Raw genomic sequence first — 14,249 nt, forward strand, 5'->3', positions numbered from 1 at the left:
GTGACTACCGCCATGCGGGCCGGAGCCAGCAGGGCGGCAACTCGACACAAGGCAGCTACCTGCTGCCTTACGCCACCTTGGCCCCTTCCAAGAAGTCCTGGGCGAAGCGCTGCAGCACGCCGCCTGCCTCGTAGATCGCCACTTCCTCGTCGCTGTCCAGGCGGCAGGTAACCGGCACGATCACGTCCTGGCCGTCGCGGCGGTGGATGACCAGGGTCAGCTCGGCGCGCGGGGTGCGCTCGCCGACCACGTCGAAGGTCTCGGTGCCGTCGATGCCCAGGGTCAGGCGGGTGGTGCCCGGCTTGAACTCCAGCGGCAGCACGCCCATGCCGATCAGGTTGGTGCGGTGGATGCGTTCAAAGCCTTCGGCCACGATCGCTTCCACGCCGGCCAGGCGCACGCCCTTGGCGGCCCAGTCGCGCGAGCTGCCCTGGCCGTAATCGGCACCGGCGATGATGATCAGCGGCTGCTTGCGGTCCATGTAGGTTTCGATCGCTTCCCACATGCGCATCACCTTGCCTTCCGGCTCCACGCGTGCCAGCGAGCCCTGCTTCACGCTGCCGTCGTCGTTGCGCACCATCTCGTTGAACAGCTTCGGATTGGCGAAGGTGGCGCGCTGCGCGGTCAGGTGGTCGCCACGGTGGGTGGCGTAGGAATTGAAGTCTTCTTCCGGCAGGCCCATCTTCGCCAGGTATTCTCCGGCGGCGCTGGAGGCCATGATCGCGTTGGACGGCGACAGGTGGTCGGTGGTGATGTTGTCCGGCAGCACCGCCAGCGCGCGCATCCCTGCCAGCGTACGCTCACCGGCCAGTGCACCCTCCCAGTACGGCGGGCGGCGGATGTAGGTGCTCTGCGGGCGCCAGTCGTACAGCGGGCTGACCGCGGCGCCATGCTCCACGCGCACGTTGAACATCGGGTTGTAGACCTTGCGGAACTGCTCGGGCTTCACCGAGGCCTTCACCACCGCATCGATCTCGGCGTCGCTCGGCCAGATGTCCTTCAGGCGCACCGCGTTGCCGTCGGCGTCCACGCCCAGCACGTCCTTCTCGATATCGAAGCGGACGGTGCCGGCGATGGCGTAGGCGATCACCAGCGGCGGCGAGGCCAGGAAGGCCTGCTTGGCATACGGATGGATGCGGCCATCGAAGTTGCGGTTGCCCGACAGCACGGCCGTGGCGTACAGGTCACGGTCGATGATTTCCTGCTGGATCTTCGGGTCCAGCGCGCCGCTCATGCCGTTGCAGGTGGTGCAGGCGAAGGCGACGATGCCGAAGCCGAGCTGCTCCAGGTCCGGCAGCAGGCCGGATTCTTCCAGATACAGCTGCACGGCCTTGGAGCCCGGCGCCAGCGAGGACTTCACCCACGGCTTGCGCTGCAGGCCGCGCGCGTTGGCGTTGCGCGCCAGCAGTGCGGCGGCGATCACGTTGCGCGGGTTGGAGGTGTTGGTGCAGCTGGTGATGGCGGCGATGATCACCGCGCCATCGGGCATCAGGCCCTGCGCCTGCTCGGCCTTGCCCGCTTCCAGCTTGGCTTCGTCGGCGATGCCGCGCTCGGCCAGCTCGGCGGTGGCCACGCGCTTGTGCGGGTTGGACGGGCCGGCCATGTTGCGTACCACGCTGGACAGGTCGAAGTGCAGCACGCGCTCGTACTGCGCGGTGGCCAGATCATCGGCCCACAGGCCGGTGGTGCGCGCGTAGTTCTCCACCAGCGCCACCTGCGATTCCTCGCGACCGGTCAGGCGCAGGTAATCGATGGTCTGCGCATCGATGTAGAACATCGCGGCGGTGGCACCGTACTCGGGGCACATGTTGGAGATGGTGGCGCGGTCACCGATGGTCAGTGCCGCTGCACCCTCGCCGAAGAATTCAAGCCAGGCGCCGACCACGCGTTCCTTGCGCAGGAACTCGGTCAGCGCCAGCACCACGTCGGTGGCGGTGATGCCCGGCTGCGGGCGGCCGCTCAGTTCGACACCCACGGTATCGGGCAGGCGCATCCACGACGCGCGGCCCAGCATCACGTTCTCTGCTTCCAGGCCGCCAACACCAATGGCGATCACGCCCAGCGCATCCACGTGCGGGGTGTGGCTGTCGGTGCCCACGCAGGTATCGGGGAAGGCCACGCCGTCCTGCACGTAGACCACCGGCGACATCTTCTCCAGGTTGATCTGGTGCATGATGCCGTTGCCCGGCGGGATCACGTCCACGTTCTCGAACGCCAGCTTGGTCCAGTCGATGAAGTGGAAACGGTCTTCGTTGCGGCGATCCTCGATGGCGCGGTTCTTCTCGAACGCCTGCGGATCGAAACCACCGCACTCCACCGCCAGCGAGTGATCGACGATCAGCTGCACCGGCACCACGGGGTTGACCTTGGCCGGGTCGCCGCCCTTGTCGGCGATCGCATCGCGCAGGCCGGCAAGATCCACCAGCGCGGTCTGGCCGAGGATGTCATGGCACACCACGCGTGCCGGGAACCACGGGAAATCGAGGTCACGACGGCGCTCGATCAGCTGCGCCAGCGAATCGCTGAGCGTGGCCGGGTCGCAGCGGCGCACCAGGTTCTCGGCCAGCACGCGCGAGGTGTACGGCAGGGTGGCGTAGGCGCCCGGCTGGATCGCATCGACGGCGGCACGCGCATCGAAATAATCCAGCGTGCTGCCGGGGAGGTTCTTGCGGTAATCGGTATTCATGGGCTGGCGGAGTACTTGGGGCGGGCCGGGTGCCGTCGAAGCGGCAACGAAGGCATCCGGCCGGCGCGCGGCCGGCCGGATGGGTACAGCAGGTGGATCAGGCGCGCTTGTCGATGGCGACGAACTCGCGATCTTCCGGGCCGGTGTAGTTGGCGCTCGGGCGGATGATCTTGCCGTCGATGCGCTGCTCGACGATGTGCGCGCTCCAGCCGGCGGTGCGGGCAATCACGAAGAGCGGAGTGAACATCGCGGTCGGCACGCCCATCATGTGGTAGCTGACGGCGCTGAACCAGTCCAGGTTCGGGAACATCTTCTTGATGTCCCACATCACCGTTTCCAGGCGCTCGGCGATGTCGTACATCTTCATGCTGGACTGTTCTTCGGACAGCTCGCGGGCCACGTCCTTGATCACCTTGTTGCGCGGGTCGGACACGGTGTAGACCGGGTGGCCGAAGCCGATGACCACTTCCTTGCGCTCGACGCGGGCCTTGATGTCTTCCTCGGCCTCATCGGGGTTGTCGTAGCGCTTCTGCACTTCGAACGCCACTTCGTTGGCGCCGCCGTGCTTGGGGCCGCGCAGTGCACCGATGCCACCGCAGATCGCGCTGTACATGTCGCTGCCGGTGCCGGCGATGACGCGGCAGGCGAAGGTCGAGGCGTTGAACTCGTGCTCGGCGTACAGGATCAGCGAGGTGTGCATCGCCTTCACCCACGAATCCTGCGGCTTGTCGCCGTGCAGCAGGTGCAGGAAGTGGCCGCCGATGGAATCGTCATCGGTTTCCACGTCGATGGCGCGGCCGTTGTGGCTCCAGTGGTACCAGTACAGCAGCATCGAGCCGAGGCAGGCCATCAGCTTGTCGGCGATGTCACGCGCGCCGGGATGGTTGTGGTCGTCCTTTTCCGGGGCGACGCAACCGAGCACGGAGACGCCGGTGCGCATCACGTCCATCGGGTGTGCCGACGGCGGCAGTTCTTCCAGGGCAGCCTTCACCGCAGCCGGAATGCCACGCAGCGACTTCAGCTTGGCCTTGTACGAAACCAGCTCGGCGCGGGTCGGCAGCTTGCCGTGCACCAGCAGGTAGGCGATTTCCTCGAACTCGCTGGTGTTGGCCAGGTCCAGGATGTCGTAGCCGCGGTAATGCAGGTCGTTGCCACTGCGGCCGACGCTGCACAGCGCGGTGTTGCCGGCAGCGGTGCCGGACAGGGCGACGGACTTCTTCGGCTTGAAGGTCGGGGTTGCGGTCGTATCGTTCATGTTTTCCCTCCGAAAACTGATGGTGCAGGGTACTGCTTATTTCTTGGCGGCGAACAGGGCGTCAAGCTGCTGTTCGAAGGCGTGGTAGCCGATGCGGTCATACAGTTCTTCACGCGTCTGCATGGCGTCGACCACGTTGCGCTGGTGGCCGTCGCGGCGCACCGACTGGTAGACGTTCTCGGCCGCCTTGTTGGCAGCGCGGAAGGCCGACAGCGGGAACAGCTGGATCGCCACGCCGGCCGAAGCCAGTTCGTCGCGGCTGAACAGCGGGGTGGCACCGAATTCAGTGATGTTGGCCAGCACCGGGACCTTCACCGCATCGACGAAGCGGCGGTAGGTGTCCAGGTCGTAGGCGGCCTCGGCGAAGATGCCGTCGGCACCGGCCTCGACGCAGGCGATGGCGCGCTCGATGGCCTTGTCCACGCCGTCCACCTGGATGGCGTCGGTGCGGGCGATCAGGAAGAAGTCCGGATCGGTCTTGGCATCGGCGGCAGCCTTCACGCGGTCGACCATTTCACCCTGCGAGACGATCTCCTTTCCCGGGCGGTGACCGCAGCGCTTGGCGCCGACCTGGTCCTCGATGTGGCAGGCAGCCGCGCCGGCCTTGATCAGCGACTTCACGGTGCGGGCAATGTTGAACGCGCTCGGGCCGAAGCCGGTGTCGATGTCGACCATCAGCGGCAGGTCGCAGACATCGGTGATGCGGCGCACGTCGATCAGCACGTCTTCCAGGGTGTTGATGCCCAGGTCCGGCAGGCCCAGCGAACCCGCAGCGACACCTCCGCCGGACAGGTAGATGGCGCGGAAGCCGGCGCGCTTGGCCAGCAGGGCGTGGTTGGCGTTGATCGCGCCGATCACCTGCAGCGGCGATTCGGCAGCCAGCGCCTCACGGAAGCGGGCACCGGCGGAAGAAGGAGTGGAAGCGGTCATGCGGCAATCCAGGTTGGGAACGGGAGAGAAGGCGCAAGCACCATGCCAAGCTGCAAGCGGTTGATTTCAAAGGCATGACCGCATTGCAACGATGAAACAAATGAAACATTGAAACGGATGTATCATGAAACATCGCTACCCGTTGCCGCTGCCATGTACCTGCCCCGCTCGCCCCTGCGCCATGCCGATGCCGACCCCGGACGCCCGGTCATCTGGACCGTCAGCGTCTCGCGCCTGACCGGCCTGCTCGGCGATGTCATCCCCGAGTTCGACCGCCGCGCACGCATCGAGCAGATCAACCTGGGCTTCGAGGAGGCGGTGGACGTGATCGGCCAGCGCCTGCGCCGCGAGCACTGCGACGTGGTGATCGCCGGCGGCTCCAATGCCGCGTGGCTGCGCGGGCGGCTTGAGCTGCCACTGGTGCCGATCCAGGCCAACGGCTTCGACCTGATGGAAGCCCTGGCCCGCGCCCGCCGCATCGCCCCGCGCATCGGCCTGGTCACCCACGCCAGCGACGTACCGGTGTTCAGCAACTTCCAGCAGAGTTTCGGCCTGGACATCGAGCACCGCCGCTTCGTTACCCGCGAAGATGCACGCGACTGCATCGCCGACCTGCGCGCCAATGGCATCGAGGTGATCGTCGGCACCGGCATGGCCATCGACCATGCCGAACAGATGGGCCTGCCGGGCGTGCTGCTGTATTCGGCCGATTCGGTGCGCCATGCCTTCGAACACGCACTGGAACTGACCCAGGCGCTGGCCCGCTCCGGTGGCAGCCGGCCGGCCGCGCGCCGGCGTGCCGCCCCACGCAATGATGCGCATGCCCTGCTCGGCGACAGCGATGCGATGGCGCAGGTACGCGCACAGATCGCGCTCTATGCACCACATGACAGCACTGTGCTGGTCACCGGCGAAACCGGCACCGGCAAGGAGCTGGTGGCGCGCCAGCTGCACGCGGCCAGCGGCCGTCGTGGCCGCTTCGTGGCGCTGAACTGCGGCGCAATCAGCGAATCGCTTCTGGAAGCCGAGCTGTTCGGCTACAGCGATGGTGCCTTTACCGGTGCACGACGGGGTGGCCGCGTTGGCCTGGTCGAAGCGGCCGACGGTGGCACCCTGTTCCTGGATGAGATCGGCGAACTGCCGCTGCCGCTGCAGACCCGGCTGCTGCGGGTGCTGGAGGAACGCGAAGTGCTGCGCGTGGGTGCCACCGAACCGACCCCGGTCGACCTGCGCGTGGTCGCCGCCACGCTGCAATCACTGGACCAGCGCGCGGCAGCGGGCAGCTTCCGTCGCGACCTGTATTACCGGCTGGCGGCGCTGCGCATCGCACTGCCGCCGCTGCGGGCGCGGCGTACGGACATCGCGCTGCTGGCCCAGCATTTCTTCCGTCAGCTGCGCGGCATTGACGCGCCACTGGATGACGATGCACTGGCGGTACTGACCGCTGCCGAATGGCCCGGCAACGTGCGCGAACTGCGCAACCTGGTGGATCGCCTGCGCATCCACTGGCAGCCAGGCGAAGGGCTCATTGATGCCGCGCGCCTGCTGCAGCTGGCGCCGGAGCTGGTGAACGAAGGTGCGGCTGCGCTGCCACTGGAAAGCAACGGCAGGCGCCCGCCACGCGTGCAGCTGGAAGCGCTGCTGCAGGAGCACCGCAATGACCGCGAGGGCATGGCGCAGGCGCTGGGTGTGTCGCGCACCACGCTGTGGCGCTGGTTGCGCGCGGAGGGTTTGTAGAGCCGAGCCCATGCTCGGCTGCTTCTGCGGGAACATCAGCCGAGCATGGGCTCGGCTCTACAGGATGCGTGCCGTCAGCGCGCCCAGCGCGCCTCAACGGCGAACCGGCCGCTGCCCACCGCCGCTATCCACAGCAGCAACACCCCCAGCGGCACTTCGCTCAGGTAGAAGAACCAGCTCAGCCAGTCCGGCACGCTCAACCCTGCCGGAATGCGCGCGATGCCATCGGTCAATGCGGCCACCGCGCAGATGCCCGCCAGCAGCAGGGCCGAGGGCCGGCTGAGCAGGCCCAGCACCAGCAGCCCACCGGCAATCCATTCAATCGCGCCCAGCACCGGTGCACTGAACACCGGGAACGGGATGCCCGCCTCGACCAGCGTATGCACCATGCGCTCGCGGCCGGCCGCGGTGAACACCTTGTTCCAGCCCGATACGCAGAACATCACCCCGGCCACGATGCGGGCGAGCAGCAGCAGGAGTGCTTCCACGCCGCGGCGCGGCGGCGGTACGGCAAACAGGCAACGCCAGAAGAGCATGGCGACTCCGGAAATCGAGGAAATTCAAGGCAGTGTGCCCGCCAGCCCCCTGCTCGCGCATGAAGCGGACAGGCCTGGATGCGACACGCGTTCGCCGCGACGGGCCGATCTCTTCGCTCTCCCAGGGAACCGCAGGTTGCCCGGAACAGGGCGTTGGCCAGATAGTGCATGCACCCGCCGCCCCACCCCGGCACAGGAGACGCCACATCGACACGTTCATCCAGCAGGACCGACGGCTGCGGCAGCAGCACCCCTTGCCGTACTTCCTGGCGCCGTGGGGCTGGTGTTTTGCCAAAAACAATCTGCTGGATGCAACACCGGCGGTACTCGAGGACGTGGCAGACCCGGATGTCGCCTTCCTGCTGCGCGATCTTTACTTCAGCGGAATGGTGTTCTACGCCAATGGCGATTTCGCCTTGCGCCACGGCGAGCGCGTGCGGGCATCGCTGCATGTGCACTATGCGCCGGCAGCCGCATGCCCTTATGAGCTCAGCCTGCACCTGCGCAAGGGCACGTCGCGCAACAGCGCCCATCAGCTCGATCTGGAACACTCGGCCGCCACCGCGCGCGACGCCTGTACTGTTATCAACGCCTGGATGGCCACCGTGAGCGGTGATTTCGTCGACGGCTACAATCCGGTTGCCGATCGCATGGACGACTGGTTTTCGGCGGCGTCCGTTTCGGATCACAGCAGCGCCTGCTGACCGCTGCCCCTGCTCCGTCCGGCCGAACAGGGGCTCGGCTGGCGAGGCAGCGCACCTGGTGCTGCTGCCTGCGCAGTTCCTGCCGCCTTATGGATACAGCAGCCGCTTGCTCCAGCGCCCTTCCGCACCCGCTTCGTAGCACCAGCGTTCGTGCAGGCGGAACTGTGCGCCGTACCAGAACTCGATGCGGTCGGGCACCACGCGCAGGCCGCTCCAGCCATCCGGGCGCGGCACGTCCTTGCCTTCGAAACGGGCCTCGACCTCGGCCACGCGTGCATCGAATTCCTCGCGCGTCGCCAGCGTCTTCGACTGCAGCGATGCCCAGGCACCGATCTGGCTCATCCGCGGACGGCTGGCGAAGTACGCATCAGCCTCGGCATCGGCCACCTGCTCCACGCGCCCTTCGATGCGCACCTGGATGCCGGCCTCGCGCAGGCTGCGCCACAGGAACAGCAGCGCCGCCTGCGGATTGGCCTGCAGTTCCCGGCCCTTGTGGCTGTCCAGGTGGGTGTAGAACACGAAGCCGCGCTCATCGAACGCCTTCAGCAGCACGGTACGCGCCGACGGGCGGCCCTGCGTATCGGCGGTGGCCACGGTCATCGCGTTGGGCTCGACCTCGCGGCTCTGCTTCGCCTCGTCGAACAGGGCGGCAAAGGTGGACAGGGCTTCGGCGTAAAGGTCGGTCATGGTTCGCTTCTTCGTGCACGGATTGGGCTATTGTGGCGGTATGGTTGCTGCTGCGTACATGCCCCAGGTGAAAGGATTCCCCGAAACGCTCGCCGAGCAGGCGCTGGACGATGCACTGGCCAGCGGTGCCACGGTGCCAGTATTGGCCATCAGCGGCGTGCAGGGCAGCGGCAAATCGACGCTGGCCGCCCAGGTGGTCGCCCGCGCACGGGCGCGCGGACTGAACGCGGCGGCACTGTCCATCGATGATGTCTACCTGCCCCGCGCGCAGCGGCAGCGCCTCGCCCGCCAGGTCCACCCGCTGCTGATCACCCGCGGCCCGCCCGGCACTCACGACCTGCCCCTGGCCCATGCCGTGCTCGACGCGGTGGCCGCACGCCGGCCACTGGCACTGCCGCGCTTCGACAAGCTGGCCGATGAGCGGCTGCCCGAAGCGCAGTGGGTGGCGCTGGAAGCGCCGCTGGACCTGCTGGTGTTCGAAGGCTGGTTCCTCGGCACGCCCGCACAGGACGATGCCGAGCTGGACAGCCCCTTGAACGCGCTGGAACGCGAGGCCGATGCCGATGGCCGCTGGCGGCGCTGGTGCAACCAGGCGCTGGCCCGCGACTATCCGGCGCTGTGGCAGCGCTGTGACCGCCTGTGGTTCCTGCAGCCGCCGGATTTCTCGGTGGTGCCGCGCTGGCGCTGGCAGCAGGAACAGAACCTGCAGGCTGCCCAGCCGGGACGCCACGGCATGAGCCGCCCCCAGCTGGAGCGCTTCGTGCAGTACTACGAGCGGGTCAGCCGGCAGGCCCTGCGCGCCCTGCCCGACCACGCCGACCACGTGGTGGTGCTGGATGGCCAGCGCCAGGTGCAGGCGGTGCGCTGACCCCCACCGCTGCGCCGCGGCGGATGCTTCCAACAGCAACCATCGTGCCAGGCCAGGGGTGCGGAAGTGGTAGCATCAGAGGGCATGAATCCTGCTCCGAACCTGATCCTGATCGGCCCGATGGGCGCCGGCAAAACCTGCATCGGCCGCCGCCTGGCCGAGCGCTTCACGCTGGACTTCGTCGATGTCGACCAGGCCATCGTCGATGCGGCCGGGGCCAGCATTCCCACGATCTTCGAACATTCCGGCGAAGCCGGCTTCCGCAGCCATGAACGCGAGGCCCTGGCCCGCGTGCTGGAAGGCCGGGGCCAGCTGGTCTCGACCGGCGGCGGCGCCGTGCTGGAAGCCGGCAACCGTACGCTCATCGCCCAGCGCGGCTTCGTGGTCTACCTGCGGGTAAGCGTGGCCGCGCAGCTGGAGCGCCTGGCCCGCGACAAGGGCCGGCCGCTGCTGCAGCGCCCCGACCGCGAGCAGGTGCTGCACGATCTGGCCGCGCTGCGTGACCCGCTGTACCGCGAGCTGGCCGACCTCACCCTCGATACCGACCCGTTTACCGCTGCCGATGCCACCGCCCAGCTTGTCGTCAAGCTGGCCATGCAATGGCAGCGCCAGGACCTGAACGCATGACTTCCCCCACTCAGCTGCAGGTCGCCGTTGGCGGCGACCGCCCCTACTCCATCACCATCGGCGCCGGCGCCCAGGCCGACGGCGCCGCGCTGGCCTCGCACGTGCGTGGCCGCCACGTGCTGCTGCTGAGCGACAGCGAGGTCGCCCCGCTTTATCTGGCAGCCGTCAGGCAGACGCTGCTGGCCGCGCGCCCGGACCTGATCGTTGGCGAACACGTCCTGCAGGCCGGCGAAGCCTCCAAGACCCTGGCCGAGTTCGGCCGCGCCATCGAGGCATTGGCCGCGCTGGGTGCCACCCGCGATGCCTGCGTGTTCGCCCTCGGCGGCGGCGTGGTCGGCGATCTGGCCGGTTTCGCGGCGGCCTGCTGGATGCGCGGCGTGGACTGCGTGCAGCTGCCCACTACCCTGCTGGCCATGGTCGACTCCTCGGTCGGCGGCAAGACCGCCGTGGACATCCCGGCCGGCAAGAACCTGGTCGGCGCCTTCCATCCGCCGCGCGCGGTCATCGCCGATACCCGCGTGCTGGCCACGCTGCCGCCGCGCGAACTGCGTGCCGGCCTGGCTGAAGTGGTGAAGTACGGCGCGCTGGGCGATGCGGTGTTCTTCGAATGGCTGCAGCAGCACGCTGATGCGCTGCTGGCCGGTGAGGATGCCGCACTGGCCGAGGCCATCGCGCGCAGCTGCCGGCACAAGGCCGCCATCGTCGAGCGCGACCCGTTCGAGAAGGGCGAGCGCGCCCTGCTCAACCTGGGCCACACCTTCGGCCACGCCATCGAGACCGAGCAGGGCTATTCGGCCCCGGGCCGCGATGCACTGAACCATGGCGAGGCCGTGGCGGTTGGCATGGTGCTGGCCGCCAGGCTGTCCACCGCGCTGGGCCTGGCCGACGATGCCGACCGCGTGCGCCTGCAGGCCCTGCTGGAACGGCTGCAGCTGCCGGTGGCGATCCCCGCCGGGCTGGACCCACAGGCCCTGCTGGGGCGGATGCGGCTGGACAAGAAGAACGTGGCCGGCCGCCTGCGCCTGGTGCTGTGGCGTGGCATGGGCCGGGCTGAAGTGGTGCCGGACGTGGATGAAGCGGCGGTGCTGAAGGTGCTCGGCGCGGCCTGACACCGCGCACGACCGCCGGGCATGGCCCGGCGCTACCGGTCCTTCGCGGCATGAAGCGCAGCCGAGCATGGGCTCGGCGCTACAGGCCCGTGTCGCCCCCGGGGCGATACAATCGGGCCCATGCACGTCTACCTGCAACATCCCGATGCCGGTGCGCAGGCACCGCGCTTCCTGCGCCTGAGCCTGCAGCCGGACCTGTTCGGCGGTTGGGAGCTGCTGCGCGAGAGCGGCCGCGTCGGTGCCCGCTCGCAGCTGCGGCGCGAGCTGTTCCTGCAGGCCGACGAAGCCCGCCATGCCTTCGAGAAGGCCCGTGATGCCGAACTGCATCGGGGCTTCCAGATTCTTTCGCACGGCGACTGACGCCGCTGCCAACTTTCGCCCAAGGAATGCCCATCGTGACCAGCCCTCTCCGCAACGATCGCCTGCTGCGCGCCCTGCGCCGCGAACCGGTGGACTGCACCCCCGTCTGGCTGATGCGCCAGGCCGGCCGCTACCTGCCGGAATACCGCGCGACCCGGGCCAAGGCCGGCAGCTTCCTGGCCATGGCCAAGAACCCCGAGATCGCCTGCGAAGTCACCCTGCAGCCGCTGCGCCGCTTCCCGCTGGATGCGGCCATCCTGTTCTCGGACATCCTCACCATTCCCGATGCGATGGGCCTGGAGCTGTACTTCGTCGAAGGCGAAGGCCCGAAGTTCCGCCACCCGGTGCGCGATGAAGCCGCGATCGCCAGGCTGGCGGTGCCGGACATGGAACAGGACCTGGGCTATGTGATGGACGCGGTGCGCCTGATCCGCCGCGAACTGGACGGCCAGGTGCCGCTGATCGGCTTCTCCGGCAGCCCGTGGACGCTGGCCTGCTACATGGTGGAAGGCGGTGGCAGCAAGGATTTCGCGCGCATCAAGGCGATGGCGCTGAACCACCCGCAGGCCCTGCACCGCCTGCTGGACGTCACCACCGAGGCGGTCATCGCCTACCTCGGCGCACAGCGTGCCGCCGGCGCGCAGGCCCTGCAGGTGTTCGACACCTGGGGCGGCGTGCTGTCGCCGGCGATGTACCGCGAGTTCTCGCTGCGTTACCTGCAGCGCATTGCCGAAGGCCTGGAGCGCGGCGAAGGCAGCGAGCGCACGCCGCTGATCCTGTTCGGCAAGGGCACCGGCCTGCACCTGGAAGCGCTGTCGCAGACCGGCGCCGATGCGCTGGGCCTGGACTGGACGCTGGACCTGGACGAAGCGCTGCGCCGCACCGGTGGCCGTGTTGCCCTGCAGGGCAATCTCGACCCGACCACGCTGTATGCCTCGCCCGACGCCATCGCCGCCGCCGCCGCGCGCGTGCTGGACACCTATGCCGCCGGCAACGGCGGTTCGCGCGAGGGCCACGTGTTCAACCTGGGCCACGGCATGTCGCCGGACATGGACCCGGCGCACGTGCAGGTGCTGGTCGACGCGGTGCACGCGCACAGCCAGCGCTGAACCCCGGCACAGGCCACGGCGCGGCATTGATCGCGCCGTGACCTGCATTGCGCGATCATGGCGGCCCCACGCTGCACCGGCCCCCACGCCATGTCCGAACCGTCGCCCGCAGGCGCGCCCGCACCAGACACCTCCGCATCGCCCGCCGAATACGCCCGTTTCCGCCCCCTGCTGTGGCTGGTTTCGCTGGCCATCTTCATGCAGATGCTCGATTCGACCATCGTCAACACGGCACTGCCGGCGATGGCCAGGAGCCTGGGCGAAAGCCCGCTGCAGATGCAGTCGGTGGTGTTCAGTTACGCCCTGGCGGTCGCCACCTTCATCCCGGCCTCCGGCTGGATCGCTGACCGCTACGGCACCCGTCGTACCTTCCTGGTCGCGATCATCCTGTTCACCCTCGGCTCGCTGGCCTGTGCGCTGGCGCAGCACCTGCACCAGCTGGTCGGCGCCCGCGTACTGCAGGGCATCGGCGGCGCGATGCTGCTGCCGGTCGGCCGCCTGGCCGTGATGCGTTCGGTACCGCGCGAGGACTTCCTGCGCGCGATGAGCTTCATCGCCATTCCCGCACTGATCGGCCCGCTGATCGGCCCGACGCTGGGCGGCTGGCTGGTGGAGATCGCCTCGTGGCACTGGGTGTTCCTGATCAACCTGCCGATCGGCGTGATCGGGTTCATCGCCGCGATGAAGATCATGCCCGACCACTACGCCAGCCACCGCACCCGCTTCGACCTGCGCGGCTACATCATGCTGGCCTTCGCGATGGTGGTGCTGTCACTGGCGCTGGACGGCATTTCCGGCCTGGGCACGCCGCATGCGCTGATCATGCTGATGACTGTGGGCGGCCTGGCTGCGCTGGTCGGCTACTGGCTGCACGCGGCCAATTCCACCGCACCGCTGTTCTCGCTGGCGCTGTTCCGCGTACCCAGCTACCGCATCGGCATCCTCGGCAACCTGTTCTCGCGCATCGGCAGCAGCGCCATGCCGATGCTGATCCCGCTGCTGCTGCAGGTCGGCCTCGGCCTGGGGCCGATGCATGCAGGCCTGATGATGGTGCCGGTGGCGGCGGCGGGCATGGTGTCGAAGAAACTGGCGGTGAGGCTGGTGGAGCAGTACGGCTACCGCCGCGTGCTGATGATCAACACGGTGCTGGTGGGCTTGGCGATGGCCAGCTTCATCCTGATGACCCCGGGCCAGCACCTGGCCTGGCGCCTGGTGCAGCTGGCGTTCTTCGGTGCGGTCAATTCCCTGCAGTTCACGGTGATGAACACCGTGACGCTGCGTGACCTGGACCGCGAATTCGCCAGTTCCGGCAACAGCCTGCTGTCGATGGTGATGATGCTCGCGGCCGGTTTTGGTGCAGCGGCGGCCGGCAGCCTGCTGGCCGCGTTCGGCACGCATCTGGAGGGCCATGGCGCGACGGCGGCACTGCATGCGACGTTCATCTGCGTGGGGGCGATCACGCTGACTTCGACGATGATTTTCTGGCAGCTGCCGGATACGAGGCCGGAACCGCGGCAGGTCGAGTCGGTCGCGGAGTAGTTTTTTTCGGCAGGGCTGCGCCCTGCACCTGCAGAAGCCGAAGCAAGATCAAGAGCGGCATTCCGTGGGATGGCGGGGCACTGTGGGTTTGCGGGGACGCCG

Annotated in this window: 13 protein-coding genes; 8 read left to right on the forward strand and 5 right to left on the reverse strand. The window is 68.1% G+C overall.

Annotated elements, in window-relative coordinates:
- Positions 1 to 67 precede the first annotated feature (67 nt).
- The 3 genes from acnD to prpB form a co-directional block, all read right to left on the reverse strand.
- A complete protein-coding gene (gene acnD, locus IAE41_RS07660; RefSeq protein ID WP_200732660.1) occupies positions 68 to 2,686 on the reverse strand; it encodes a Fe/S-dependent 2-methylisocitrate dehydratase AcnD in 2,619 nt (872 codons plus the stop codon).
- Positions 2,687 to 2,783: 97 nt separating this feature from the next.
- The gene (gene prpC, locus IAE41_RS07665; RefSeq protein WP_079222802.1) at positions 2,784 to 3,941 is read right to left on the reverse strand and encodes a 2-methylcitrate synthase; all 1,158 of its coding nucleotides are present in this window, start codon (positions 3,939 to 3,941) and stop codon (positions 2,784 to 2,786) included.
- A gap of 36 nt (positions 3,942 to 3,977) precedes the next feature.
- A complete protein-coding gene (gene prpB / locus IAE41_RS07670) occupies positions 3,978 to 4,871 on the reverse strand; it encodes a methylisocitrate lyase (protein ID WP_200732661.1) in 894 nt (297 codons plus the stop codon).
- Positions 4,872 to 5,024: 153 nt separating this feature from the next.
- Here prpB and prpR point away from each other — a divergent pair, with 153 nt between their 5' ends.
- Positions 5,025 to 6,608 carry a propionate catabolism operon regulatory protein PrpR gene (gene prpR, locus IAE41_RS07675; protein ID WP_200732662.1) on the forward strand — a complete coding sequence of 528 codons (1,584 nt, stop codon included), beginning with the start codon at positions 5,025 to 5,027 and terminating at the stop codon, positions 6,606 to 6,608.
- A gap of 74 nt (positions 6,609 to 6,682) precedes the next feature.
- Here prpR and IAE41_RS07680 read toward each other — a convergent pair whose 3' ends face one another.
- A complete protein-coding gene (locus IAE41_RS07680) occupies positions 6,683 to 7,144 on the reverse strand; it encodes a DoxX family protein (protein WP_200732663.1) in 462 nt (153 codons plus the stop codon).
- 254 nt (positions 7,145 to 7,398) lie between these two features.
- Between IAE41_RS07680 and IAE41_RS07685 the strand changes: the two genes are divergently transcribed.
- Positions 7,399 to 7,848 carry a hypothetical protein gene (locus tag IAE41_RS07685; protein ID WP_200732664.1) on the forward strand — a complete coding sequence of 150 codons (450 nt, stop codon included), beginning with the start codon at positions 7,399 to 7,401 and terminating at the stop codon, positions 7,846 to 7,848.
- An 87-nt stretch (positions 7,849 to 7,935) separates the two neighbouring features.
- Here IAE41_RS07685 and pdxH read toward each other — a convergent pair whose 3' ends face one another.
- Positions 7,936 to 8,535, reverse strand: a complete 600-nt coding sequence (gene pdxH, locus IAE41_RS07690) for a pyridoxamine 5'-phosphate oxidase (protein WP_079222807.1) — start codon at positions 8,533 to 8,535, stop codon at positions 7,936 to 7,938.
- 40 nt (positions 8,536 to 8,575) lie between these two features.
- Between pdxH and IAE41_RS07695 the strand changes: the two genes are divergently transcribed.
- The 6 genes from IAE41_RS07695 to mdtD all read left to right on the forward strand — a co-directional run bounded on the left by IAE41_RS07695 (position 8,576) and on the right by mdtD (position 14,147).
- The gene (locus tag IAE41_RS07695) at positions 8,576 to 9,403 is read left to right on the forward strand and encodes a kinase (RefSeq protein ID WP_200732665.1); all 828 of its coding nucleotides are present in this window, start codon (positions 8,576 to 8,578) and stop codon (positions 9,401 to 9,403) included.
- A gap of 84 nt (positions 9,404 to 9,487) precedes the next feature.
- The gene (locus IAE41_RS07700; protein ID WP_079222809.1) at positions 9,488 to 10,030 is read left to right on the forward strand and encodes a shikimate kinase; all 543 of its coding nucleotides are present in this window, start codon (positions 9,488 to 9,490) and stop codon (positions 10,028 to 10,030) included.
- On the forward strand, positions 10,027 to 11,139 hold the full coding sequence (aroB, locus tag IAE41_RS07705; protein WP_200732666.1) for a 3-dehydroquinate synthase: 1,113 nt from the start codon (positions 10,027 to 10,029) through the stop codon (positions 11,137 to 11,139). Before IAE41_RS07700 ends, aroB begins: the two co-directional genes overlap by 4 nt.
- Before the next feature lie 120 nt (positions 11,140 to 11,259).
- Positions 11,260 to 11,499 (forward strand): WGR domain-containing protein, encoded by a 240-nt coding sequence (locus IAE41_RS07710; protein WP_019336384.1) that lies wholly within the window; start codon positions 11,260 to 11,262, stop codon positions 11,497 to 11,499.
- Positions 11,500 to 11,525: 26 nt separating this feature from the next.
- Positions 11,526 to 12,608 (forward strand): uroporphyrinogen decarboxylase, encoded by a 1,083-nt coding sequence (hemE, locus tag IAE41_RS07715; protein ID WP_079222811.1) that lies wholly within the window; start codon positions 11,526 to 11,528, stop codon positions 12,606 to 12,608.
- A 90-nt stretch (positions 12,609 to 12,698) separates the two neighbouring features.
- Entirely contained in the window at positions 12,699 to 14,147 is a 1,449-nt protein-coding gene (gene mdtD / locus IAE41_RS07720; RefSeq protein WP_200732667.1) for a multidrug transporter subunit MdtD, read from the forward strand.
- Positions 14,148 to 14,249: the final 102 nt, after the last annotated feature.

Origin of the sequence: Stenotrophomonas sp. S39 (assembly GCF_016624665.1) — a bacterium.
GTDB lineage: Bacteria > Pseudomonadota > Gammaproteobacteria > Xanthomonadales > Xanthomonadaceae > Stenotrophomonas.